This is a genomic window from bacterium (assembly GCA_016786595.1).
In the GTDB taxonomy this organism is placed as follows: Bacteria; Bdellovibrionota_C; UBA2361; order SZUA-149; family JAEUWB01; genus JAEUWB01.
Genome location: JAEUWB010000035.1, coordinates 13,600 through 39,525, shown reverse-complemented (window position 1 = coordinate 39,525; position 25,926 = coordinate 13,600). Strand labels below are relative to the sequence as shown.

The 25,926-nt window shown below is 46.0% G+C and carries 22 protein-coding genes; 10 read left to right on the top strand and 12 right to left on the bottom strand.

What is annotated here, in order from left to right; translation table 11 throughout:
• Nucleotide 1: 1 nt before the first annotated feature.
• From JNK13_05490 to JNK13_05480, 3 genes are read right to left on the bottom strand one after another with little or no spacing between them, the layout of a single operon-like run.
• On the bottom strand, nt 2-2,767 hold the full coding sequence (locus JNK13_05490) for a hypothetical protein (GenBank protein MBL7662188.1): 2,766 nt from the start codon (nt 2,765-2,767) through the stop codon (nt 2-4).
• 40 nt (nt 2,768-2,807) lie between these two features.
• Nucleotides 2,808-4,673, bottom strand: a complete 1,866-nt coding sequence (locus tag JNK13_05485) for a hypothetical protein (GenBank protein ID MBL7662187.1) — start codon at nt 4,671-4,673, stop codon at nt 2,808-2,810.
• 8 nt (nt 4,674-4,681) lie between these two features.
• Nucleotides 4,682-5,785 carry a hypothetical protein gene (locus JNK13_05480; GenBank protein ID MBL7662186.1) on the bottom strand — a complete coding sequence of 368 codons (1,104 nt, stop codon included), beginning with the start codon at nt 5,783-5,785 and terminating at the stop codon, nt 4,682-4,684.
• Between the two features lie 327 nt (nt 5,786-6,112).
• On the opposite strand from JNK13_05480, the gene JNK13_05475 reads away from it, so the two are divergent.
• Together JNK13_05475 and JNK13_05470 are read left to right on the top strand one after the other, a co-directional pair.
• Nucleotides 6,113-7,768, top strand: a complete 1,656-nt coding sequence (locus tag JNK13_05475) for a hypothetical protein (protein ID MBL7662185.1) — start codon at nt 6,113-6,115, stop codon at nt 7,766-7,768.
• A gap of 60 nt (nt 7,769-7,828) precedes the next feature.
• On the top strand, nt 7,829-8,137 hold the full coding sequence (locus tag JNK13_05470) for a GIY-YIG nuclease family protein (protein ID MBL7662184.1): 309 nt from the start codon (nt 7,829-7,831) through the stop codon (nt 8,135-8,137).
• A gap of 263 nt (nt 8,138-8,400) precedes the next feature.
• On the opposite strand, the gene JNK13_05465 is transcribed toward JNK13_05470, so the two are convergent.
• The 3 genes from JNK13_05465 to tkt form a co-directional block, all read right to left on the bottom strand.
• Nucleotides 8,401-10,035 (bottom strand): hypothetical protein, encoded by a 1,635-nt coding sequence (locus JNK13_05465; protein ID MBL7662183.1) that lies wholly within the window; start codon nt 10,033-10,035, stop codon nt 8,401-8,403.
• A gap of 12 nt (nt 10,036-10,047) precedes the next feature.
• Nucleotides 10,048-10,773, bottom strand: coding sequence for a class I SAM-dependent methyltransferase (locus JNK13_05460; protein ID MBL7662182.1), 726 nt, complete (start codon nt 10,771-10,773; stop codon nt 10,048-10,050).
• A 74-nt stretch (nt 10,774-10,847) separates the two neighbouring features.
• Nucleotides 10,848-12,863, bottom strand: coding sequence for a transketolase (gene tkt / locus JNK13_05455; GenBank protein ID MBL7662181.1), 2,016 nt, complete (start codon nt 12,861-12,863; stop codon nt 10,848-10,850).
• A 223-nt stretch (nt 12,864-13,086) separates the two neighbouring features.
• Between tkt and JNK13_05450 the strand changes: the two genes are divergently transcribed.
• From JNK13_05450 to JNK13_05440, 3 genes are all read left to right on the top strand, one after another.
• Nucleotides 13,087-13,638, top strand: coding sequence for a thioredoxin family protein (locus tag JNK13_05450; GenBank protein ID MBL7662180.1), 552 nt, complete (start codon nt 13,087-13,089; stop codon nt 13,636-13,638).
• A 146-nt stretch (nt 13,639-13,784) separates the two neighbouring features.
• On the top strand, nt 13,785-14,210 hold the full coding sequence (locus JNK13_05445) for a hypothetical protein (protein ID MBL7662179.1): 426 nt from the start codon (nt 13,785-13,787) through the stop codon (nt 14,208-14,210).
• 5 nt (nt 14,211-14,215) lie between these two features.
• Complete coding sequence (locus JNK13_05440) at nt 14,216-14,917, top strand: TIGR00730 family Rossman fold protein (protein MBL7662178.1); 702 nt, start codon at nt 14,216-14,218, stop codon at nt 14,915-14,917.
• On the opposite strand, the gene JNK13_05435 is transcribed toward JNK13_05440, so the two are convergent.
• Complete coding sequence (locus JNK13_05435) at nt 14,910-16,004, bottom strand: hypothetical protein (protein MBL7662177.1); 1,095 nt, start codon at nt 16,002-16,004, stop codon at nt 14,910-14,912. The two genes, JNK13_05440 and JNK13_05435, sit on opposite strands and share 8 nt — an antisense overlap.
• A gap of 186 nt (nt 16,005-16,190) precedes the next feature.
• Between JNK13_05435 and JNK13_05430 the strand changes: the two genes are divergently transcribed.
• The 3 genes from JNK13_05430 to JNK13_05420 all read left to right on the top strand — a co-directional run bounded on the left by JNK13_05430 (nt 16,191) and on the right by JNK13_05420 (nt 19,761).
• Nucleotides 16,191-17,663 (top strand): cysteine--tRNA ligase, encoded by a 1,473-nt coding sequence (locus JNK13_05430; protein ID MBL7662176.1) that lies wholly within the window; start codon nt 16,191-16,193, stop codon nt 17,661-17,663.
• Between the two features lie 20 nt (nt 17,664-17,683).
• Entirely contained in the window at nt 17,684-18,661 is a 978-nt protein-coding gene (locus JNK13_05425) for an NAD(P)-dependent oxidoreductase (protein ID MBL7662175.1), read from the top strand.
• 131 nt (nt 18,662-18,792) lie between these two features.
• On the top strand, nt 18,793-19,761 hold the full coding sequence (locus JNK13_05420; GenBank protein MBL7662174.1) for a lytic murein transglycosylase: 969 nt from the start codon (nt 18,793-18,795) through the stop codon (nt 19,759-19,761).
• 303 nt (nt 19,762-20,064) lie between these two features.
• On the opposite strand, the gene JNK13_05415 is transcribed toward JNK13_05420, so the two are convergent.
• The 4 genes from JNK13_05415 to JNK13_05400 form a co-directional block, all read right to left on the bottom strand.
• A complete protein-coding gene (locus JNK13_05415; protein MBL7662173.1) occupies nt 20,065-20,526 on the bottom strand; it encodes a hypothetical protein in 462 nt (153 codons plus the stop codon).
• 101 nt (nt 20,527-20,627) lie between these two features.
• On the bottom strand, nt 20,628-21,062 hold the full coding sequence (locus tag JNK13_05410; protein MBL7662172.1) for a hypothetical protein: 435 nt from the start codon (nt 21,060-21,062) through the stop codon (nt 20,628-20,630).
• Between the two features lie 173 nt (nt 21,063-21,235).
• Nucleotides 21,236-22,471 (bottom strand): hypothetical protein, encoded by a 1,236-nt coding sequence (locus JNK13_05405; GenBank protein MBL7662171.1) that lies wholly within the window; start codon nt 22,469-22,471, stop codon nt 21,236-21,238.
• A gap of 519 nt (nt 22,472-22,990) precedes the next feature.
• On the bottom strand, nt 22,991-23,866 hold the full coding sequence (locus JNK13_05400; protein MBL7662170.1) for a hypothetical protein: 876 nt from the start codon (nt 23,864-23,866) through the stop codon (nt 22,991-22,993).
• Nucleotides 23,867-24,445: 579 nt separating this feature from the next.
• Here JNK13_05400 and JNK13_05395 point away from each other — a divergent pair.
• On the top strand, nt 24,446-25,213 hold the full coding sequence (locus tag JNK13_05395) for a Fic family protein (protein MBL7662169.1): 768 nt from the start codon (nt 24,446-24,448) through the stop codon (nt 25,211-25,213).
• Nucleotides 25,210-25,590 (top strand): hypothetical protein, encoded by a 381-nt coding sequence (locus JNK13_05390; protein ID MBL7662168.1) that lies wholly within the window; start codon nt 25,210-25,212, stop codon nt 25,588-25,590. The genes JNK13_05395 and JNK13_05390 overlap by 4 nt, the downstream gene beginning before the upstream one ends.
• Before the next feature lie 32 nt (nt 25,591-25,622).
• On the opposite strand, the gene JNK13_05385 is transcribed toward JNK13_05390, so the two are convergent.
• Nucleotides 25,623-25,877, bottom strand: coding sequence for a hypothetical protein (locus tag JNK13_05385; GenBank protein ID MBL7662167.1), 255 nt, complete (start codon nt 25,875-25,877; stop codon nt 25,623-25,625).
• Nucleotides 25,878-25,926: the final 49 nt, after the last annotated feature.

Genomic DNA, 25,926 nt, shown 5'->3' with positions numbered 1-25,926 from the left:
GCTATTTACGCTCCTTTTCCCAGACATCAATTTGCATTGGCACTGGTGATAATTCATTGCCCTCGTCGTTTTGCGACCAGAGATATAGTGACGTTGCAAGATCACTACGCACAAAACCCTTGATCGCCCCACCCGTAACAGGGCCAAAATTTCCGGCTTTTTGATTGCCCCCAATTAACTTATCGAAACCGCCACTCAAACCCTTTACAGCACCGCCACCCAAATCTTCTGCAGCTCCAACAAAAGTTTCTGTATCTTCTTTGTACGCGCTTGAGAGACTAGACCAAAGCGCTTTGACCTCATAAAGCTCAAGCTCAAAGCCACCGCCGCCATCAATCGAGTTATATTGCGCAATCATTGTAAAAACTGAATGTGAAAGTCGCACTTTCCAATGCTGTTCTTGAAACTCACGACTCATGCCAGCGCCATAGAGTCTTTTATAGTTACTGAGATATTTATCAATGCCCGTTTGGGCAATTCCCAGCCCTGAGTCAATTGAATCTAGCTTGGCATTTTTCTTATCTAACTTTGAAGCCTTAGAACCTTTTGAAAAATTACCAGCCTTGCCTGCAAGGCCTGGAATACTACTCATCACCTCTCCAGCACCAGAGCTAACGCCACGAATCATTCCACTCTGGCGTGCATGATCTGTGACAGCACCGCCATCGCTACTTTCATTAGTTTTTCCTCTACCGCTTTCCCCCCATGGGGCAAGATCCGAATAAGCAAGGTCCCGGCTGCGCGCACTTAAGCCCGCGGCGTTTTTAAATGCTGTCATTGCCGCATGGTTCATGTTCATGACCTTTACAGCATAGCGACCTTCTCCTAACTCTTTTGACTCATCAGCAGTTTGACTTACTGCATGAGTAAAACTTGAAAGAATCGCGGCACGACCTTTTAAAATGCCAAAGCCCATTAAGACTGGTGTCGACATGATCGACATCGCCATCAACGCATAATAGGTATTGATATGATATATCGGATCCCCCGATAATGCGTGTGTTAAAATGTCTTCCGGAGGAATTGCAGTGAGAGATGTTTTTTCGAGAACATCATAGTGTGGCATTAAGTTCCAAAGCACTTTCTCCAGAACCATCGCAACCGCAAAACCAATATCCCAAGATTTGACCCAGAACCAGAGCAAGAACCAAGTGAAAATCGACTCTGCCTTGCCGGGCATAACAAGAACCACTGCCATAAAAGGGAAAACAATACAGAGTAGATATAAAATTACTCCCTGAAAATATGGAAAGGTTAAAGCTGCAGAGAAAATCGCTTGTCTTAATCCATAGGAGGTATATGTCTGCTGCTCACCGAAAGCGTTATTAAAAGCATCTACAGAAGCAATTTTTTTGAATTCGACCTCAAGCACTTCTGGCATTTGAGTTCCTGCTTGCTGTGCAGATTCAAGTTCAGACTTAACTTGCGCTGCTGAAAGCTTAGCATCTAATTGCACTCTTGATCCGAAATCTTGAAGCCACCGCGACGGTGCACGTTGTCCGATTGCGCGCTTAATCAACATCGCACCTAAAACGTTTTCTAAATTACATTCTTCGATAACAGAATTTCCGCCGGGATCGGTCACGTCACCCTGCACAAGAACTTCTTTTCCACAGCGTAAACGTGTTCGCTGACCCCGTGGCGTTTGCTCAGAAGGCAGCGGAGACATTCCAAAGACTTGTCGAATTTCATTGCACAGAACTCTTTGCTTCGGTTGGCCAGGTCGGCCAGTGTACTCGGCAAGCACTTCTTCGATCCTATATTTTGCGTTTTTCTTTACTCCAGCTGCTATATACGACCATAATTCTCCACAGGTCATTGTAAAATCAGGGGCTTCAACTTCTTTGTAAGTTAAAGGATTCAGCTGCAGTCCATATCGATCCTTAAACCCCGCAAGATCTGTCGTGCCTAAATCTTTAACTAAATACTCCCTTAAAGTCGGGTCACCCTTAAGACTTACATTATACTCTTCAGCGCGACAGATAATCTCCTCGTATTGCTCCCGCGTTGCCTTTCCTTGCTCCACGGCCTTTTCAAGCTCAACCGCTTGAGCAATCGCAACTTCCTTTGATTCCGGAGGAGCATCAGCTGCAATTTCAGTTCTAATTTCACTCGCTTTCTTTGTAAGATGCTCGAAGTAATCATATTGCAGCTTCGGATCAGCAACTCCAAGATATGCGGCTGAAAGCTCTCCGCACTCTCGATTCAATGAGCTACGAACTACTGCAACTAAGTTACCATCGACTAAGTCGCTCGCGAACATTTGATCCAAAACTACACCGCGTGTAAGAAATAAAAGCTCATTCTTGCCTTCGGCATTTGTCTGCTCGCTTGCTCCAACAATTGTCGAGGTAATTTTATTGACTACACTACTGACAAACCTTGTGTATTGATCAAATACCCAAGAAACCTTGGTGTCACTCGTAACGTTATAAGTCGCAAGATCTCCAGATAATGCCCCCTGCACTGCTTCTTGAGCAACTGGGGTTGACCCCATTGCCCATTGCACATTTTCAGCGGGAGTTACGGAATAAACAAATAATTGGAAAAGGGCGGGACCGAAAACGAAGTAACGCGCAGCTCGATAGCTTCCGTAGATAGCAACTGAAACAATCGCGCCAAGAGCAGCAACCATATAGAGTAACGCTGCCCAATCATCGAATAGCGCTTGGAAGTCATGCAAGACCTCCGACTGCGAGACATATCCTGCCGTCTCTAAAGCGGCGGCGATTAATGTCCCAGCTGATTGTATTACATCCTGTGCCATCTACCCGAAAAAACCTGGTTCAGTGCCAAATAACTCCCAGTTATTGAGAACCTGGTCGTCCGTAACCTTTAAGTCCTTGCTGTGTTCCGGTATTAAGTCGACCAGACTGGTTTGCGGCTGCTGCAGCTTCTTGCTCAGCAAGGCGACGCTTGTCGTATTCCGTCCAAGCCTCTAAAAGCATCGTTTTAATCGTGCTTTCTGCCGCCATGTTATTAAATGCATAGTTAATCTTGTTGAATGCACGAGTTGTTAATCCGCGAACAAGTTCTTTTTCATTCTCTGGAACCATGCGCTGCGTGACAAAAATATCTTCTGCTTGCGCAGCCATTGTGCGTAGGTACTTGGAGTAAGCTACAATTGCAGAGTTGCCTGAAAAGTTTTCGATAAAACGGCAACGTGTTGATTCCGGCATCGATGAAACATGCATGATATCTGCAAAGGTAACATTCGCGCCTAGCGAAGCGCGTTCTAAAGCAACGCGGAAATTCATTTTTTCGCAGGCGATGTTTTGCACATTCGAGCCCTCATTTGCCCCACTATACATACATATTGGCCGTGATACTTCTGTTGCCTGACAGATAATGCCCTCTTCTGAATTTTGAAGATTTTTGTTTTTATCGTAGCACTCTACTGCGCATACCATTGCTCGTTCAATTCTGCGTGCGAAGCGGTCGATATACCAAGTGGTTCTTGTTTCATCGCCAGCTGGAGCATTCTTTGCAGCCCTAAAGCTGTAATTAAGTGCGTTGCCTCCAGTAGCACCAGCGGTTGCTCTAGTCGTCAAATCGCCAAAATGTGTGGCAAAACGACATGCATATTTTAATCGTGGCGCGATATCGGCAGGTGGAGGCGTAGCAAGCTTAATACCTTGTGGAATTCCAAAAACTTTGCGCACCAAAGACCATTCACTTTCGTCAGGCATTTCCTTGCGCGTAAATGGATCCACAATCTTCTTGCCTGCCAGTTGCTCGACCTTAGCTAGGCAGCCTGCGTAGTCACAAACGCCAGGAACAAACTCGCCGTTACACTGTTGCATGCAATTCTGCAGCGCCATTTCAGTATTGGCGAATGCATGTGACAATTCAGGAGAAGCTTGCTTATTAGCTGCCCAGGAAATTTGCTTTAATAACATTTGCGTTACTTGCGCGTCAGCTTGGTTCTGTACCGCATTTAAACCCGAAGCAACTGTTTTATCGAGATATGCAAGTGTCAGATCAGAAACACCTTTCAAAGTGCTAAATAATTGCATGTGCTGGTCAACAATTTCTTGATTTTCCACTGCACTTGCGCGCATTGCAGAAAGTGGCTGAAATTGCGCCATCGAAGTCAAAACAACTTGATTGTCGTTAGATAAGTCCTGGATAGTAAACTGGCGATAAAGCTCATTGGCGGGAATAACATTTTGCTTAATCCCAGCTTCTTTTTCAAGTGGAAGCTTTTGAATGACTAGCGGGTCGCCAACCATTCCATTTAATTGGAAGCTCCAACCTCCAGCATCTTTAGCAAGGTTATTCTTCTTATAGTAATCTTTCTCTTTATAGTTACTGTCACCAGTTTGCGTATCTTGATAGAAGAAGCTGGCACTTTCACTGGAGAATTCATCCATTTTACGAGCACGCATCGCCTTCGCCTCGGGTGAACACCAGGGATCAATGCGGCGGCGCTCTGCGCTAAGTGTTTTACAGAACGTTTCACGGTCATCTTGTTTTTCTTGCCCTGTCGTTCCGGTTGCTCCAGTAACGCCAGCAAGGCCGCCCGTATCCGTAGAACTATCTTGCGCACTCGCGCTACTTGCAAGCAGCACACTCAAAACTAAAATTGTATAAATTTTATTTGGAGAAAACATTTTTACTAACATATTCATCACCATTAAATTTTTCCCATTAAAACTTTTGACTTGTTTCATCACTGCACCTAAAACCTACTTAACCCTGACGCTGAAGAATTGGCTGGCTGAGCTTTTCCTTTGACTGATTTGTACTGGGCACGGATTGAGTCTTCACGTGATTTCGCTGCAGCTCCAATCGGCGTTGATAAAATTCCTGACTGCTCAAGTGCAGTTAAATCAACTTTCTCGCCTTGAATCGTCTTGACAAAGGTGTAGAGACTTTCAAAACCTTGTTCTCCAGAACGTGAGTACCCGCGCTTATCGTTTTTGGATAAAACGACCACTGCTGGAGCAAAGGCGATACCCATCGCTTTTGACATTTCTTCACCGCGAGCGATGGGCATTGTCAACCCAGTGTATTGTTTATATTGATCGATGATTTCTTGTTTTTCATCGATCATACTCAAAGCCAGCATTTTTACGCGCGAATCATTTTTAAGTATGCGATACAAACGCTCTACTTCCGGACTCATTCTGCGCGCGTGCTCACTTTGCACCGTAAAGAAATAAAAGATTTCAATCTCACCGCCTGAAACAGACTTAATCAGTGGTAGCGTATCTTTCTCGGTAATTTTCAACGGGGAGTTTGAGTCTTTGCGTGCTTTCGCCAAATTGTATTTTAAATATTGATCTGCTCCAAACCATTGCTCTTCAGTGATGATTCCTTCGGCAATCATCGCCTTTCCAATTAAGGCAGTTAATGCGGAAACGTCTGCCATCAGGCGATTCTGATAGCGCGCATATTGGCGTGCGTATGCAAATGCAGTTTGCATATCGCCGGCTTGGAAGCGCTCAGCCATAGCCTTGAATGGTCCAGGTGCTTCAGGATTGATACGAATCGCTGGGTCCTTGTCGGGGGAAACGATGTGCGACTTCGGGTCGCTATTTACAAATTGGATCTGAGTTGCAGAGGATTGCTCGGTTGTTTCGATCTTTGGACTCGAATTAGCTACTGCTTTATTTTCAGAAGTATTTTCTTCTGGCGTGCTAGCAATTAATTTCGATCCGAGTTTGTTTGGGTCGGAATTCTTGTCACAGAAAAAGCTCGTGCAAACTTCGGCGGCAACAATATGTGCCGGTAAAAATCCGCTCACCAATACGCATGAGAATATCAATATGAATTTCTGCATTTTACAAACTCTCTGAAGATAGACTCGCCCCGGTTACAGTCACTTATCAGGACTTCTCAATTGCATGCCCCAGATCGAGGGCTATCTTCCTAGAATTGTTATGGATTCATCGGCGGGAGGTGTGACCTATAACTCCGACAAAAAGTAGCCCCCCTACTTGCCTAAAAGCTCAAAAAGTAACCCCGTACCTTGCCCCCCTCTGCTCCAGAAAGTAGCCCCCCTACTTGTGGATGCGCAGAAAAAGAGGCCTGGCCCAAGGCCAAAAGAAAGCGTATGATAAGAAAAAGCTAGTTATTATAGGAACTTACAAATAAGCCTTTTACTGCCGTGACAGAGCAAACCTCAAAAATCGCACAAGACTTTGCTGCCTACTGGCAAACCCGCTTCCAGAAATTCCCCCTCCTCCACCTCGATCACTCCTGGTTCAGCCTCGGCACGGTCGATCACCTCGCCCTGGGACTTCGCGGACAGAAAGACTATTCTAGCGCAGACCTCGAATTACTAACCGGAATCTCAGCTTACCTCGGCACAATCATTGCCCCAATTCTAGAATCAGTCGGCATCAAGTCCGACCAAGGACTAATTAAATTTAGTGAGCGCATCGGCATCTACCTCGAGGCACAAAATTCACTGGAAAATCTTGCCGACAAATCCCCGACACCATACTTCGTCCATATCCAGGAGAAAATCGCACAACGCCTCAGCCGTCCCGAAATTCTTTTCCCCTACATCGGAGACACCCTGCGTCCCGTCGCCTTTAATTCCCAACTAATCAACCTCTTCGCGGCAAGTTTAGCTCTAGGACTATGTGCCCAGAGTGAAGGTAATGAAAAAAAATTAAGCTTTCTCGATTACCAACCAACCCTAGAGCAAGCTGTGAAAAAAATTGCTCAATCCTGCGCCGATACTTACGGCAAGCTCTTTCCTGCCGAGCTCGTGGGCCAATCCCCAGAAGTCTACATGGAAGGTGTACTTTTTCCGCCTCCATATATTGAAGAAGATTATCCCTACACTAGAGCAATTAACCGCTTTCTCGAATACGCAGCTGAAGTTGGTATTGGCACAGATCATATTAGCGCCTTTAGCACAAATTTAGCGCGAGTTGCTGAAGAGCAGTTGTCTGATTTTGGATTTATTTTACTTGCCGCAACATCCGGATCAGCTCTACCTGAAGAAGTCTTAGCTATTTCAGAAGCAAAAGGCCTAAGGATTTGCCAACTGCGTGAAGCCTACGCCCAAGCCTATCAAATTATTTGGGGAACGGAGCGCTGGACTGAAATCGAAAAATTAGCTGAGCCCGAAGCTGATGCCATTCTACTTGAAACCGAGTTGGGATTTCACCCCTGGCTCAAACTTGAACACGCCGACTTAATGCGTAATCGCTTGCGACCACTACTTTCGGCAATTGCCGCACTAGATCTAAAATCAGCCTGCCAAATTAGCGAGGACTTAAAATTACTTGCCAGCGAAGCACCGGCCGTACGTGCCCAAGCTGCCTATTTAGTCATGTTACGTGGCGGCATGCAGGAGGCATACACGAATCTACAGGATGCCCTGAAGGATGGGCCTGAATGTAAAGATGAGGCCCAGATTCATTATTTACTGGGATTGTGTGCGCTACGCATGAATAAGCCAGATCAAGCTTTTGACTATTTTCGCACTGCACAATCATTAGTGCGCGGCTTTAGGCGCCAAGACCTTTTAATCCGCACAAATTTAGCAACACTTTTAATGGTAAAAAACGAAAACGAGCAAGCACTCAAGGCCTTTTCTGATATTCTGGAAGCACGGCCACTGCATATTTTTTCATTAATTAATCGCGCCGTGATTAATTCCCAATTGCAAAAATTTGATTTAGTTACCCAAGACGTGAAAACCACGATGAATTTCTTACCCACCCATCCTGAGGTTTTTAGAAATATCCTCTACTTCACTGACCCTGATTCGCCCGAGTGGACAAAGGAAGTTTTAGGGAAACTTTAGTCATCCTCCAGCAATAATTCTTCTGATCGGGACGATAATATACTCGAGGAGGACGATCACATGAAAATCAGTTACGTATATATTTTATCTAACGCTTGGAACACGGTGCTGTATATTGGAGTTACAGCAGATCTAATTAACAGAGTTTTACAGCACAGAATGGGCCTAAAATCGGGATTTGCGCACAAATACTGCACTAGTAAACTAGTATATTTTGAGGAATTCTTCGACATTTATCATGCCTTCGAAAGAGAGAAACAGCTCAAGCGCTGGGGGCGAAAGAAAAAGCTAGAACTCATAAGCAAATGTAACTATGCGATGCGAGATCTATTCGAAGAGCTAAATCAAGGAGTGAATAAGCCAGCCTAATTAAGTTCATACGAAACAAGCGCCCCTAGAACATCTTTTTGGAGATTTCTCGACTTCGCCTTTCACTCTCTCCGTTCGTTCAGGCTACACTCGAAATGACGACGCTGGTTGTCGGTATTAGAAATGAAGACAGCAGCACTTACCAAATATGTTGCTAAGTTTTACTATCGACATTCAAAATCGCGTCATCTCGACCGAAGCACATCGTCACTTTAAAGTGGCGATGTGCATAGTGGAGAGATCTCCAAAATAAAGTTCTGTTACTAAGACTCCTGAGCCGCCCGCTGCCCCACAATCAACTGCTCAACAACCCGACGGTCCAAGGGCGCAAATTTAGCCAAGGCTAGTTCTAGCGGCTTAGCCGCTTCATCTTTGCCTAGCACCCGCAAGATAAATAACTTATTTAATAGGGCTGTCACCGGGTATTGATCGATAGAAATTATATCGTCAAGAATTTTTAAAGCGGCCTCGTAATCGTTAGCAAGCATCAATGCCCAGGCATAATTATTGCCAATTCGTGAAAGACTTTCTCTACTCTTCGTCGCGGCAAGCACACTTGCTCGCGTCAAACATGACAAGGCCAGCGCCTGATCGCCTCGCGCTAAAGCACACAACCCACGCTGTTCCTGCACTAAGGCGTCCTCTTCCGCTCCAACTTCAGTAGCAAGCGTTTCAAAGTTTGCTTGGGCATCATCGAATTTGCCTTGAATCATGAGCAGCACATTTTTTTGAACTGCAATCAGTAAATCTCCAGGGGTTGCTTCTAAAATTCGATCCGCCTCCTGAAGCGCCGTATCAAGATCAAGATACGCTAAAGCCGTCACAAGTAGTTGCAAATCCTTGATCCGCAACAGCAAATCTTGCGCATCAATCACAAACCAAGGCAGCATTCCAAGCTTACGCTCAAGCTCAAACCTAAATTTATCTTGCGGCGTAAATAACGTGTCGGCAAACCAATCATCGCCAGCAACACTGCGCTGCGCGCCGCCCTTAACTTGGGCTTGGCTTTCAGCCAGTTCGCGTCGAAATTGAGAAACGGCACTACGCAGCTCCGCCATCACGACACCCTTAGTTCGCGCTTGCAGCACGACCTCGGTGGGTAAATCGCGTTTGCTTAACCCCGCGCAAAGCATTAGACCCACAAGAGAGATTTGATCATCAGGGTGCACGGCCATAAATTGCGCTGCATCGAGCAACTGCTCACTAGAATATTTTTGGTCGCTAAAATACTGATAAGCAAGCTTGAGGTGATTTATTCCTGGGGGAGTCTCTCCACACGCAAGTGGAGGCCAAAATAACCCCCTGTCGTATAATTTATAATCTAACCCATAGGTGCGCTTAGGATAGAGTAACTTCCAGGACACTGCAGTTTGTTTGGCAAGGAGCTCTCGCCACGCATCAGGAGCAGGCACTCTGGGGAAGTCTTGGCTAAAAAATGGGCTCGCTAAGTTAGCAAACCCAAGCGCAAGTAAGCTTAAGAAATTATTCTGCGGGGGAATGATGCGAAAATAATCCTTAGTGATCGGCAGCGGTAAAATCGGTTGATAGAGAAATGCGCCGATAGCTTTTTCTAGCGGCAGCACGCCACGCGCTCCAGTTTGCTCAGGGTGCTCAAACCAAACTTCCAAAATATCATCGACAAGCACTGCACTAACTTTCAGCCCCGCAGCCTCCCAAAGCGGATCCAAAACTCTTGCCAGATAGCAAGCAGCCCCAGCCAGGGTTTGTTGGTCTTCGGCATCAAGCTGCGATTTGCCGCGTAATGAATGCGTAATTAAATCTACAATACCAACACTTGGCCAATTGCCATCGAGTTTATAGAGCGGCGAATAGCTGGCAAGAAAATCGAAACGATTAACAAAATCTTCGGCACGGAGTTCGACAGCAGCGCTGATCATGCGATAAAGTAATTAAGCCTTCTTCTTGGAGACAACAATCACTGATCCATACTCTTTCCACTTCTCGTTTGGCCAGATAGGATTTGGAACTTTAAACACAGTAGTTTTGCCTGCCGTAGTCAGGGTTTTAAAGTAAGCTAGATAATCTCTTAAAAAATAAGGCCAACGTCCCTGCTCCTCGCAGCGCTGGTCTTGACTAAGCCCAGGCAGATGCTGCTCAAGTAAAATCACTGATTGCCTCGCAATTGCCAACATGTTGGAAAGCACTAAGCTAATGTCATCTGGTGGAATATAAAGCATGCACGCAGACGAAATCACCAAATCGTAGGAATTCTCCGGAAAGCGTCGCGCCAAGCTCTGGGCCGAACATCGATCTAATTTGCAATGCTTAAGACCAGCTGCTTGAAGCTGAATATTTCCCGCATCAATCCGCATTTTGTCTTGATCGATGCCGAGAAATTCAACTTCAGGAAGGAGTTTTCCCAAAGTGTGAAAATTTGTCCCATAAGAAGCACCAATTTCTAGTAAGGACCTAAATGGATACTGCTCGAGAATTGCTTCTATCAGCTTTGCCCTTTCAGTGTCGCGAATTGGCCCGGGCAAAACTCCTTGATGGAGTTGGCGTTGCTGCTCTTCTTCGGCGATCCAGAAGTTATTCCATAATTGGCGACGCAGTAGTCTCCAAATAAACTTGGGTAATTTTTTCTTGTAGAAGAGAATTTTTTCAGCCTGCGTCACGGAGAAAAGGATAGCAGATTGAAGCAGATCTAGTAAGAATTTTGTTCAATCGCAACGACCCGACCAGCGCGCGCTTAGAGCAATTCTTTCTCGATCCTTTCTGCCACTTTCTGCGGCGTAAAGCCGAAGTATTCGGCTAAAGCTTCAGCCGGAGCCGAGGCGCCAAAGCTATCGATGCCGACCGTTAAAGTGCTCTGCGAGTTACCTTCGACATGCTGTAACCAGCCAAATGTCGACCCAGCTTCAAGGGTCGCGATTTTAGCTGTCTTCGGGATAACTTCGTCACGATACTTCCGGTCTTGTGATTTGAATATTTCAACACAGGGCATTGAGACCACGCGATATCGATAGGTCTTGGGCAATAATTCAACTGTCTTACAAGCTAAACTAACCTCAGAGCCGGTGGCAACAAGCACACAAAGCGGCAAGTTTGCAGCGCCGGCTTCAAGAACAACATATCCGCCACAACGCACGTTTTGCGCAGTAACATTTGCACTACGTTTAATTGGTTCTAAATTCTGCCGGGTGAGGATTAGCGCAGCGGGACCATTTTGATGTTCTAATGCTTGCGCATAAGCCACTGCAACCTCAAGTCCATCAGCTGGTCGAAAAACACGCATGTTCGGAATCATCCGCAGCGCGTTGACGTGCTCAATTGGTTGGTGCGTTGGTCCGTCTTCACCCAGAAAGATACTGTCGTGCGTGTAAATGAATAGATTTTGTAATTCAGATAAAGCAGCCAGACGCACACTCGGCTTTTGATAGTCAAAAAAGCACAAAAAGGTCGATCCATAAGGGATAAAGCCGCCATAATAAGCAAGCCCGTTACCGATTGCGCCCATCGCATGTTCACGAACTCCGAAGCGCAAGTTCCTTCCCGTAAATTGACCGCTCTGCACATCGGTTGAATCTTTAATCAAAGTCAAACACGAAGGTTCGAGATCCGCAGACCCGCCAACCAGAAATTCCAGTTCCTTGGCAGCAACCTGCAAAATGTCCGAGGATAATTTACGAGTAGAAATTGCCTTGCCATCACTAGGCACAACGCTAAGAAATTTTTGATCTAAGTTTTTTGGGATTGTGCGATTTAAGCGCTGGGTGAGGCGCTCAGCTTTTTCCGCGTTTTGACTTTTCCAGCTAGAAAATTTTTTCTGCCAAGCATCATAATTTTCTTGCCATTCACCAGCACGCTTACAGAAAAATTCTTTGACCTGATCAGGCACATAAAAACTTGGTTCAAGCGGCCAAGCCTTGATTTTCTTTGTAGCTTCAAGTTCGTCCTTACCGAGCGGCGATCCGTGGACTTCTCCGGTATTAGCTTTGTGTGGGGCATCTTTGCCAATAATTGTTCGACAAGCAATGATGCTCGGTCGGTTTTGATCTTGCACTGCAGCTGCTAAAGCCTGGCGAATTTCTGCATAATTATGCCCATCAACTCGTGCAGTTTGCCAGCCATAAGCTTCGTAACGCTTAAGCACATCTTCCGTAAACGCCAGCTTCGTGTCTCCGGCAATACTAATATGATTGTCGTCAAAGAGCACTATCAAGTTGCCCAGCCCAAGGTGTCCCGCGATTGAAGAAGCTTCGCTACTGATGCCTTCCATTAAACAACCGTCGCCGACCATACAAAAAACACGGTGTGAAATAATTTCTTCACTTGCTGTATTCATTTGCGCTGCAAGTAGTTTTTCACCAATGGCCATTCCGACAGCATTTGAAATTCCTTGGCCCAGTGGTCCTGTGGTCGCTTCAACACCAGGAGTTAAGTGAAACTCTGGATGCCCTGCAGTTTTACTATGCAGCTGGCGAAATGATTTCAAATCCTCAAGCGTCAGCCCAGTGCCTGACAACGCAAGTAGAGCATAAAGCAACATCGATCCGTGACCATTCGAGAGCACAAAACGGTCGCGATTGATCCATTGAGTATCGCGCGGATTCAACTGGAGATATTCAAACCAAAGAACTGCGGCAACATCGGCCGCCCCCATCGGCATACCTGGATGGCCAGATTTTGCTTTTTCAACGCCATCAGCGGAGACCATGGCAATCGTATCGGAAATAAGTTTTAATTCTGAATCGGATAATTTCATACGAGCTATTTTTATAAAGGTTATCAATAATATACAAGTATCAGTTGTTTAGCGCGACTTGTGCTTTGCATTTTGCTTAGGCATAGGCTTGAACTTTCCCATAAATCGTAGTGCCTCATCCTAAAATTTGCCTGCGCGGGATTTTCCCTCTTCCCCTTATCCACTGAATAGACTATATCGGCCGCGCAGCCTGCGACAGTCGCGGTAAAGGAAGTAAGTAGTTATGGAACGTCTCGCCGAAGGTCTTAAATTAAAACTCGGAAATCCCGCACCATATTTTAGCCTCAAAGCAACTGATGGGCGCGTCTACTCATTAGCTGACTTTGCCAATAAGCAAGTTTTAGTAACGATTTTCACTTGCAATCATTGCCCCTACGCTCAAGCTTACGAAACTCGGCTTGTCGAACTTGCGCGATTTTATCAACCTCGCGGTGTGCAGTTTATTGCCATCTGCGCAAATAACGCCGATGCCTACCCTGAAGATAGTTTTGAGAAAATGGTTGAGAAGGCAAAAGCCTTGGCCTTACCTTATCCTTACCTCCAAGACGTCGATCAAAATGTTGCCAAAGCCTACGACGCCCAATGCACACCAGAAGTTTATATGTTTAATGCCGAACGAAAATTAATTTATCACGGCCGTATCGATGATAATTATCAAGAGCCAGAGAAAGTGACCGTCCATTCACTACGCGATGCCTTAGATGCTGTTTTGTCAGGTGAAGCTCCCAATCCAGCGCTAACATCCGCTGTGGGCTGCTCGATTAAATGGAAATAGTAAATTTTACTGAATGGTTAGTCTTTGGCTTAGGCTTGAACTTACCCTTCCCCTTAACCTAAATTTAAAGCTGAAGTTCAAGCCTAGCTTCAAGGTCGTAAATAATATCTGGCGCACAGCCAAATATCCCACTACAATACTCGTCAATGGATCTTTACCGCTACTTCCATCCGCATCATAACCCGCGCCTCATTTCTGAGCCGGTCAGGGCATTAGAGCTTAGTGAACTTGAACAAGCAGCAACTGAGCTGCGCATGGCCATTGCCCGAGCTCAAGTGCGATCGAAGAATGCCTCGCTCGGTCTAAAATCAGAAGAAAATTACGAAGAAATCCTCGTTGCTCTAGATTTCGCAATTGCCTCAATTCATCAAATTTCCGAAGAGCACCCAGGAGACGAACCTGAAGTATTAGAGCAAATGATTGACGAGCGCAGCGATGCGCCTGGCTGGGAAAACTGGACGAGACTGCTGCGTCAACGCATCGAATTATTAACGCATGGGATTCAACAAGACGTCGATAGTAACCATGACGTCATCGAAACTGAAAAAACCGGCACAAACGACGACGAATAAATATTATGCAAGAAGACAAAGGCCAGCGCCGTAGGCGTCTTACCGATCGCTTAAATATCCTCCGCGATCGCATCCGTTTTATCGAACAAGAACTTTTAGAATACACCAATGACTTTTACCGCGTTTGCATCTTTGGCAGCGCCCGCATTAAGCAAGATGATGAGCTTTACAAAATCACAGAAGAGCTTGCGCACCTACTTGGCCATCAAGGCATTGACGTGCTCACGGGCGGTGGACCAGGACTAATGGAGGCTGCAAATAAAGGCTTAACTGAAGGGCGCAATGAAACGCGCAGCAAATCGAAGTCGTTCGGGCTTTCGATCCAAGGCGGGATTGAAGCCAAACATACCAACATGCATCTCGATATTAAACAACATCACCGCACATTTTCTACACGCCTCGACGACTTCATGCGCCTTTCCAATGCAGTAGTTGTCATGCCTGGAGGCATTGGCACACTGCTGGAGCTTTATTTCTTTTGGCAGTTACTGCAAATCGGACACCTCACAAGTCGGCCAATTATTTTAATCCATGCAAAATTCTGGCAAGGGCTACTCGACTGGATGCGCAAGCAGCAAATCGACCGTGGGCTTGTCGGCCCAACTGACATGCGTTGGATTCATGTCGTAGAAACCCCCGCAGAGGCTTTAGCAATTATTAAAGTTGAGCATCAGAAATTCTTAGATCGCAAAGAAGCGATTACTTAGGAAAAAGCAGTATCCCTGCCAAAAGCAAGCCGAACACTAGGACTTTCAGCATCGAGTAATGTCGCTGCTGTTGCAAACTGCCGCGCTTAAGCATTAACGCAGAAGCGCTATGCATCAGCTTGGAGTTTGACGCCTGCTGATAAGCACCAAGCAAGATGCGCCCAGCACGAAGCATCAGTCGCTCAGAAAAATTCATTCGAGTTAACGTGCCCTTGCGACGCTGCCTGGAAACTCTAGTATCTGACCGCGCCTCAAGTTGGCCATTCAAAACTGGGCTAACGATATTTTCTCTGAGCATTTGCTCGCTAACCTCGCGATAAGCACTGATTGAAATCCGCTGTGGACGAGTAACAATCAAGTGTTCATTGCTTAGCGTATTGCCCTGATGCACGATCCGTAATTGGTCAATTAATTTTGCCGCCTTACGAATACTACTTGCGATCAAATGATCTTCAGTAGCAAGCATATTCAAACTGATTTCTCTTACGCGGTCAGATTTACGCCACGCTTCGGGAAGACGCTCCAAGCCAACGACTACCAATCTAGCATCGCGCATGCTCAGCTCTTCAATAATCAACTTCGCTGAACATTCCATTAACGCCAAAGAGAAATCACTGAAGGGGTTTTCTAAGTATATTACCGGGGAGCGCGTCATCACTGCGTTGAGCAGGCGCACTAGGCCGCGCGCAGCATGTGGCGCATGCGCCCACAACATTGCGGGATTTTCTACGCCAGCTAAACCGAGAAGTTTTTCCGCTAGGTGTCGTGGTAGATTGACACGGTCGAGTATCAAAATTAAGGGTTGATCGTTCCAATGCGCATTGACTAGTCGATTAGAACTGAGTTCTGATTCGTAGAGCTCTCGTGCGCCGACACGTAAATCGACGCGTAAACTTTTAGTTTGAGTACAAATATCGAATTTTTCTCTAATTTCACGTAGGTCCTCGATTACACCTGTTCTTAAGACTGCAATCGTTCCAGGCAAGACATTTACAATGCGAGGAAACTCGCCCGAGAGTGGGCGCAATTTAAATACCAAAGCGTCGCCAAGCTGAGTGTATTCGGATCTTGAATTTTCTGAGGGCATCAGGCGCACTGGAGCTTATCTTCCTATCTGATTTGTCTATTTTCTATGCTCGCTGTAATTAGATGAACGGATTTCCAGCTTAGTTTCTAAAGAATTATTATTATTTTGATGTATGCTTAGTTCTGTGATGAATTAGGGTCGAACCAAATCTAATTATTTCAACAAGTTATGGCCAAAGCAGAATTTATGGGTGAAAAGCTTAAACTATACAATACGCTCACAAGAACCACAGATGTCTTCGAACCCTTATCCAAGGGCGAAGTTAAAATCTATTGCTGTGGGCCAACGGTCTATAATTATCAGCATATTGGCAACTTAAGAACCTACATTTTCGAAGACATTCTAGTCCGCACCCTAAGATTTGCTGGCTACTCCGTGCGCCACGTGATGAATATTACTGACGTTGGTCACCTTGTTTCTGATGCCGATGAAGGCGAAGACAAAATGGCTCTTGCCGCCAAGCGCGAGCGAAAGAGCTCAGCAGAAATAGCTGCCTACTATACAGAGATATTCTTTAACCACTGTGCGCTATTAAACATTCAACGTCCTGAGATCGTCTGTAAAGCCGCCGATCACATCCAAGAAATGATTGAATTGATCAAGCGCCTTGAGGCTAAGGGCATTGCCTACGAAAGTGGAGGAAACGTCTATCTCGATATCACTAAAGTTGATGATTACGGCAAGCTTGCTCGCTTGCCGCTCGACCAACTTCAAGCCGGAGCGCGCATTGAAGTCGATAGCAAAAAGCGTAACACCCTAGACTTTGCGCTATGGTTTACCAAATCAAAGTTTGAAAATCAGGAACTCCAGTGGGATTCACCTTGGGGCCGAGGCTATCCAGGGTGGCATATTGAATGTAGCGCTATGTCGATGAAATACCTGGGGGAGAGTTTCGATATTCACTGCGGCGGGATTGATCACATCCCTGTGCATCACACCAATGAGATTGCACAAAGCGAAGGTGCGACTGGAAAACCCTTTTCGCGCTTTTGGCTGCACGGCGGGTTTCTGCTGGACAACAATGACAAAATGTCAAAATCCAAAGGAGGGTTTCTCACACTAGATAAACTGCTTGAGCGTAAAATCGACCCTATCGCCTACAGATTATTTTGTTTCACAAGTAAATATAGCCAAGAGTTATCGTTTAGTTGGGAGAGTCTCGAAGCAAGCATCAACACCTTGAAAAAAATTAAATCAACGATCTTAAGTATCAAAGCTGTCTCGGGCTCGTCATTGCAAGGGAGCGATAGCGACCGTGGCAATCTCGTCCACTCCGACCCTAATAACCCACAATCACAAGTCCGTCAGGCTCAGTCAAACCAATATAGCCAACTTTTCAACGCAGCACTCTTCGACGACCTCAACATGCCGCGAGCTATTGCCGTACTACATCAGCTTTTATCCGACAGCAGCTTGGCTAGTGCCGACAAGCTGTGCCTACTTTACAAGTTTGACCAAGTTCTTGGACTTGGCATTGAAACTTGGGAAGAAGGAACAGTAGAGATTCCAGCAGCAGTACTGACGCTACTTGAAGGTCGCCAAGCTGCAAGAAAAGCCAAGGATTTCAAGCTTGCCGATGAGCTGCGCGACAAAATTCTTGCCCAGGGGTTTGTAATTGAAGATAGTGCGACTGGACCAAAACTAAAACGCCAAAGTTAGTATTTAAGCTCAGTTGGAATATGACTACAAAACCCAGAATTGTCGTTTTTGGTGGCGCGGGATATATCGGCTCCAGTCTTGTGCGGCACTTAATCAATCATGGCTTCGCTGTCAGAGTGCTAGATAATTTTCGCTATGGCGATGATGGATTAAAAGGGCTTGATTCCCCCGATTTAGAAATTCTGGATGGCGATCTCTGTGACGTCCGTGAAGTTTCGCATGCAGTCAGAGATGCCGAGGCTGTTGTCCTACTTGCCGCTGTGGTCGGACACCGTTTTCAAGAAGTTAAGCATTCAGGTATTCGCGATGTTAATTTTCTTGCCTCAACGGTAGCGCTTGATGCTGCAATTGAGCACGGAGTGGAGCGCTTTATTTTCGCCTCGACAGACAGCGTCTATGGCAATGTCAGTGGCGTTGTTTTTGAAACTACCACCCCTGAACCTGTGAGTCTTTACGCGCGCTTAAAGCTGCGCATGGAAGAGCGCGTGATTCGGGCCAAGCGCACCGGGATTCACTCTACTGTGCTACGCATCGCACAGTGTCATGGATTTTCTCCGCGGATGCGCTTTGATGCGGTAGCAAATCAATTAATGCGCGACGCTGTATGCAAAAAGTCAATTTTTATTGGTAGCGCCGAGCAATGCCGGGCGATGATTCATGTTGATGATGTAGCTCAAGCAATCTTGGCTTGTCTCCGGGCTCATGTAAATTTAATTAGCGGAGAGACCTTTAATCTGGGAGACAATGACCAGAATCTAGCCGTCAGTGACGTTGTTCAGGTTGTTAATAGCCTGGTTCCAGGCACTGCAGTTGAAATTGGAGAAGAGGATGCTGACCTTTTAAATTACCATCTTTCCTCGACAAAGATTGAGAAAATTTTAGACTGGACCCCGAAGTATTCCTTGGAAGCAAGCCTAGTTGGACTGAAAGAAAAGATCGAAAATGGCTATTTCGCAAACCCCTATTCGATTCAGTACCAAAACACCGATTGGCTATAAAAAGTCCGGGCACACCCAAGCGGAGTGCTTTATCCAACTTTTACTTTCCTGAACGCTTATTCTACAAGATTTTTGTCGACAAAGAACATTCCTTGCTCATATAGTAGAATGATAAGTATTGACTAAGGCTGATGAAAAAAAGTGTCTTTGCACATTTAAGCTTGATTATTCTGGGGGCCACGTCTCCGGCGTTTGCCATCGACACAATGTTAGCAAGCAAACTCTCACAAGAATTAAGCAAAGAGCCCTTTTTTACTCAGCAACAATCGAGCACGGTCACTTCATATCAACCAAAACAGGGCTTACGAGGCTGGGATCATGCCTTTAAAATCCTGAGCACTAAGGGCATAGATCCAAAGCACCTTGAAGCAATTTTATCTGACCCGCGCCTACCGCGCCATGAACCTTTGATTTTCTCACTTAACCCACGTGAATCGCACTACCCTTACCGCAAACTTAACACCAAACGTAATCGCGCCAATGCTTTAAATTTCTATCGTAAGCACCGCACAGATTTTCTTCGTGCTGAAACTGAGTTTAATGTTCCGGCAAGTGTGATTTTATCGATTCTACAAGTCGAAACTTATTGCGGGAAAAATACTGGCAAACGTCCTACCTTCCATGGATTACTACGCCTGGCAAATGCAACCGATGCAGAAAGCCTCGAGGCGACATATCGCAGACGTAAAGCCGAAAACCCAAATGTAACTCGAGAAGCTGTATATCAGCGGGCAAAGTATCTCGAAGACACTTTTATGCCGCACGTGGTTGCGGCAATTATTCTAGCGTCGCGCTCAAATTTAAGCCCGCTTGATTTACGGGGCTCGGGTGCCGGGGCGCTCGGTATTCCTCAGTTTCTTCCGGGAAACGTGCTCGCTTATGGTGTAGATGGAGACAGGAATGGCCGGGTCGATATCTTCACTCCTGCTGATGCAATTAATTCTGTTGCAAAATTCCTTGCGCATCATGGCTGGAGCAGCGCACAGATGACTTCTAGCGCAAAGCGTCAGGCAATTTGGCACTACAATCGCTCCGAGCCATATATCAGCACGGTGCTGGCTATGGCCGAGATGCTGCGCACTTCCATGCGGCAGTCGTAGCCACTCTTTTCGTAGTTTTATTTTTGGAGATCTCTCGACTCGCACTTCGTGCTCGCTCGAGATGACGGTATTTATTATCTATAACGCTAAAAAGATTGTCATCCTGAGCGAGCACGAGCCAAATTTATTTTTGCTCGGCACAGCCGAAGGATCTCCAAACAGGCGACACTGAATGTTTTGGGAAAGCTGCTCTAGCTGGAAAAGAACAAAAAGGCAGAGTAGAGCTCAAGTCGTGTACAAAAAAAGAGCAGGTCAGCGTGCAACACATAAACCTGCTCTAGGGCGATAAATGAAATTTTTAACTTAACCGGCCGAAGAAGAACCTCCGCCATTTCCGCAATTTAGAACTGTAGCGCCATTATAGCCGAAAAACATTCTTACAAATGAGCGCAGTGTAAATGAAGCACAAGCCACGACCAGCAAACTTAATGCTTGTCCATAACTGCCAAGCGCAGCAGAAATAACTGTGCCAAGACCAGCGACAATCATAATTAGTGCGCCGAGATTACCTTCAATAAGTTGGATTAACCGACATGCAAATACCCCGATTCTGGTATCGCCTGTTGAGTTTGGGTCACCGATTCCTACATCTTGAGCAATGGCAACACTTGTAAGTCCGCATGCTAGCGTAACAAAACCAAGTGCAAACAACATCAAGGTCTGATGTTGATAGGTAAAAGTCAGATAGTGCGAATAAAAACTGCTACAAGCTTTCGAATAATTTAGCTTTATTTTTTTTAGATTTGCTTTGCTCAATACATCCATAAATCTTAAACTCTTAAGGTATTTTTAACTTCTAGAACTGTTATGGCGATTGTAATAAAAGATGTGCCTTTCAAATGCGATTATTGTTTAAACCAGAAAAACTATAATGAATTTGGAGCCTTACCGACCATATCTTCCATCTCTGCGGCATGTTTACCGCGTGCATCGAGATCTACATCTGGGCGAGCGGCCCAGTCTGACCACCATTGATAATATGGGTGTAAGTAGTTATCGCCACTGCGATATCCTTCGACTGTGCAGAAACTTGATGTTTTCCGCCCACGGCAGAAGATTTTCTGTAAAAATCCCATGTCAGGATTCGGCCGCCTAGCCCCAGAAGGAGTAGTGCCCCAAATATAGTTTGCATTTACAGAACTTGCTGATTCTTCAGATGCGGTAAATGCATGGCCATTTGTTCCAATATAATCCGAACCGTAGACGCCTAAGGCTAAAAAGCCTAAGCCACAGGAAATAAAGAATATTTTACCCTTGATGCCAAGCCTTGCTGGCTTTAAATTTTCTAAATTCTCGTCCATTAATTTAAACTCTTGTAATTGTTATGACTGCTTGATTCGATTTGTATCATTCAATCTAAACCCGATCATTATAAAAGGGCGGGGAGATTGGGAATCTCAAAAACAGTAGGGAAAAGTCGAGAGGGCCTTTTGGGCCACTCTCGAACTTTTCCGACAACAGTTTCATCACCGCCTCACTCGATACTCCAGCGCGACTTGATGTCGTCAACGTCGGGGACCTCTTTGATCTCAGGATAGCGAAGCGCTTGACCGAGGTCGCGTGCTTCTTGATCCGTGAGAAACTCAGCGAAGTTGTTGACGATCCAAGTTTTGAGAAACTTGTGGGCTTTTTTGATCTCTTCGGGATTACCGTAGAGAAAGCCCACTCGTGCCTTGTCCTTCTTGGCGACAAGAGACACGGCGGTCTCGAACTCGCGAAGACTTTCGCCGAGCTGATACATGCTGCGAGCTTGCCAGCGCATCTTTCGAGGCGTCGGGTTGCCTTTAGCATCCACGTTAAGGACCATTTTGTCGAACTGCGCGTAGCAGACCGCCTCGAACTTTGCGTCCTCAACTTTCGCATCCGCCTCTTCTTTCGCCACATCCGCAGCGTGTTCGGAGGTTTCCCGCGTGAAGCGTGCTAACGCAGTCTCGGCGCCAGGGGTTCCAGTGAAGGACGTGCCCTTGGCTTCGAGAGCCGCAATGTCGCCGATGAGTGCCTTCGCTTTCGCGAGAGCATCTTCAACGACTGCCGTTTCAGCGCTTGGCCATGCAATATCGAGGCCTTGAGATTTCTTGGTCTCGGCGGCGATGGCAGCTTGCTCAGCAGCATCGAGGAGTTTGTCGACGTTCTCATCAGAGAATCCGTCAACGCGGCCCTTCATGGTCTTCCACACAGGGTGGAGATCATCGGAGCCAAACTCGACGGTGTCGAGAGCGGCAAAGGCCTTGCGGACTTCCTCAGCTTTCGCCGGAAGTTCCGCAGCGGCGTCTTCGTATGCTGCCTTGGGTTTGTCCCAGGCAGCCTTGGCCGCTTTTACCTTCTCTTCTTGCGCGATGCGAAGTTCGTTCGCCTCGCGCTCTTTAGTCACCTGTTCGGGCGACTTATGGACGGCGGCACGAATCGCAAAGAATGCGATCGCGCCGACGACGATGAAGGCGGCCAGGAAAAACCCTGTCCGCACGAAGACTCCGAATCCTTGTTTCACAAGGCTCGGAGCTGGCGCTGCCGCCGGAGTCGAAGTCGAAGTCGTGGACCCTGCCGCTGGCGGCGGGGTCGTGGTTGACGAGGTGCCGCTGGCGAAGCGGCCGTTAAGCCAATCGAAAAGTTTCATAGTTTTGTTGTCGGATTCCTCCAGGCTTTGCACTTCAGGTAAAATGCAAACCAGGGAGGAATCCAAACAACGTATTAGCGATGAAAAATAAAACAAATAATAACCTTAAAATATTCCCAATCTCACCCATATTAAATTTTCAAAGAACACACTAAAAGCACTAACCCCGCTTGCGCTGGAGATTGCTAAAGCAGCTTAAAACTACAAGCACCGTCATTTCGAGCGACACGAAGTGGAGTCGAGAAATCTCCAAATCCTAGAATGGATCATTCTAGGAGATCTCTCCACTCGTAATTCGTCTAAAACAAATTTTAGACGAACTACTTCGGTCGAGATGACGCCAGTAATGCCATTGACTACTGGCTTTGCATCACATCATAAAAATGACATTCACTGTCATTGCGAGGCTACGTTAGTAGCCGCGGCAATCTCCCGCACAGCGGGTGCAAGGCAAAAACATTTATACCTTGCGGCACATCACATCATAAAAATGAACGCGACAGAGTTTCGTAACCTAAAGGTAGCCAAAAAAGGTCGCCCAAAAAAGTCGTAGGAGGAGTGTGTTCAGGGGCGGATCAGATTTCTCTTTTCCGCCCCAAGAGGACACACTCCTTTCTACTTACCTTGCTCCGCTTCGGCTGGTTTATCTTCCTGCCGAAGTTGAAGCTTGGCGATCAAGTCCTTCAAGCGATTGCGAGCGTCATCCTTGCCGGAGACGATCTGAACAGCAGTCGGGAAGTTGTCACCAACTTGGCGAGCGATGTTGTCAATCACACCAGCAAGCAGAATCGCAACTTTATGGAAGGCAACGACTCTATTGCAGAGCGCTTGGACATCAGCCTCTTCGACCGTATCCCAAGCGCCAAGCTCCTTGTCAGTGCCACCAAACGCCTTGGGATAGTCCCCAAGAGACGCCCAGAGGCGCTGGAACCAGAGGAGATACTTGCGGAGACCCGCGTTGCTCTTCTCCAGATCTGCAACCTTTGCCTGTCCTTCCTCGATCGCCTTCTGCAGACGCTCTTTGTCCTTGTTCAGAGCTTCGACTTGCTTGAGAGTAGTCTCGAGCTCTGCCTGCGCAGCTTTGAGCTGATCAAGCAAGGTCGGGTCGCACTTCGCCTGCAGCGTTGCGACTTCTTTTTGGAGCGCATCGATCTGCTGCTGGGCGAGCTTCAGCGCATCCTGAGCATTCTTGAGTTGAAAGCCAGTTTGCTTGCTGGTTTCCTGTGCAGTCGAAGCAAGTTCGGTCTTTTGCTTGAGCAAGGCTTCCGCGTTGGCCAATTTCTGCCTCAGAGTATCTCTCTCTGCTGCATCGATTGTCGCTTGCTCTTGCATCGCAGTTATCTGCGTTGCGAGCGGGTCGGTCTGGGCCGCTGAGTTGGCCCTGAGAGTCTTGAGTTCGGAGTTAGCTTTCGCTAACTCCTTGGCGTTGATGATCGCCCACCACGCGCAAAGCGCGGCAACGGCGATGACGATAAGTAGAATGATCCACATGGTTTTGTTGTGTCCTCCGAACGAACTCTGGAAAGTGACGATTCACTTCCAAGCGCTCGAGTGAAGACACAAAGCACCATGATAAAAATAAATAAAACCTTAAATAACTCTGTCGCTGTTCGATTGGAATCGGCGTGTTGAAACTGTTTAGCCTTAGGCTTGCACCCGAACTTATGCTTCCCCTTCTCGATCTACTTCAGACAATCGAACAAAAGCTAAGGATAAGTTTAAGTGCATGTTCAAGCCTAAGCGTGAATGCAATGCTAATTCCACTCGTACTCACGCCCCAAACCCAATTGAACAGCGATTAAATTTCCTCTACCGCAAAAAAATAATTTTCAGAGAACACTCTTCTTCAGCCACTTAAAGTGACTGCAAGGCCCCCACTCCTTCACGAATTTTTTTGCAAAAACTCCAAGCAAAGATACGAGTTAGGCTTATTTGTTATGCTGTTTTACTGACCGTACGAGCTCTCAAAATTAAATGACTATTTAACAGCTTATAATAGTTACAGAATTTCCGATTTACTGACAGTAGACACCTGTTGCCTTTGATTATTAGACGTACTATAATCAAATCATGAAAAGTATATCATCTAAAAGCATCTCGCAATTAAGGGAGTTAAATCCAAAGCTAGAACATCTCTATGACAAACTCATTAAGCGTTTAATCGAAGGACATTTAATTGGCTCAACACTAGTCGAAGGTTCTACGTTCACAGAATATCAAGCCCAGCAAGTCTTAAACGGTAAAGTAATCCATGGACATGCTGTTGATGAACACCTTGAATTAACAAACGGTATTCAAAGCGCAAGTTATATTCATCGCATTTTCTTGCAACATGAATTGATTACTACAAAACATATAGACCAAGCTCACAAAATCTTAATGAGTGGGATTGGAAAGCCAAGAGATAAAACCCCAGGCAAAAATCGCGGCGCAACTAACCTCAGTGCTTATACAATGCGGACAGAAGGTTCTAAGCTGGTAGAAGTACAGTACGCAAATCCGATTGAGGTTAAAGAACAATATCAAGCTTTTCTTGATTTTCATATTAATAAGCACTTAGCGAGTAATCGAAAGTTAGCAATCGGTGCGTTGGCAAAACTCTATTTTCATTTTCAAATGCTGCATCCCTATACTGATGGGAATGGACGTATCGGCCGGTTTCTCGTTAGTGCTAAGGTTGCAAGTGAACTAGGATATTTCTTTCGTTTTGAACTCAATGATGGCCCTGAACACCTGAAGATTATGATGCAAATGACTGGGCAATATGTAAAAGATAAAGCTAAAATTTCGTATTCGCATTTAGAAAAATTTTTGGATAAACACTTAACCTCGCTATGATTAACCTCAGCAACCAAGAAGCACTCAAGCACCTAAAAGATCACAAACAGTTCAAAGCATTCCTGGAAGCACTAGATTTCAGTAAATATCCAGGCCTTAACATCGAGCAAGTATTTTTATGGATTTCCACCGGGACGCTAGTCAAAGGAATGAATTTAAATTCTACGTTATTATTATTAGGAGAAATTAAATCCTGGGCTTCGGCGCATTCACAAGGGGGTTATCGCAAAAATGCCGGTGCACCAAAACGCAACATAGAAATTCGAAGAATTACACTAAGCGCAGAGCGTAAAGATATTGAGCGTGCCCGAGCTATCGCCACGCAAAAAAACACAAGTCTTCAGGCAATGTTTCGAGAGTGGCTGAAGTCAAATTAGTGGACTGCAACTTTTCTCCGATTAGCAGATACTCAACGTGATTGTCGTTGAAAGCTTGTAACAGCTCTTTGAAGTCGGGGCTCATCTTTTATCTGCTCCTTACGTTGGAGAGCGTAAACTACTAGCCCCCAAGCTGCGCGCATACGTTCTGAGGTGGTTTTTTGTTGCCAATATTTAATATCAAAAGAACGGTTCATATCGACCAACTTGCCAAACCTGGCAATATTGCCTTGCTGATCCGCTAGCTCGATCGGGCAATCTTTAAGTTGCTGCTTTAAACCACTCATAAAAACTATTTTAACATACTGCCTCTCGATGCGCTACCTAAAGGTCAGT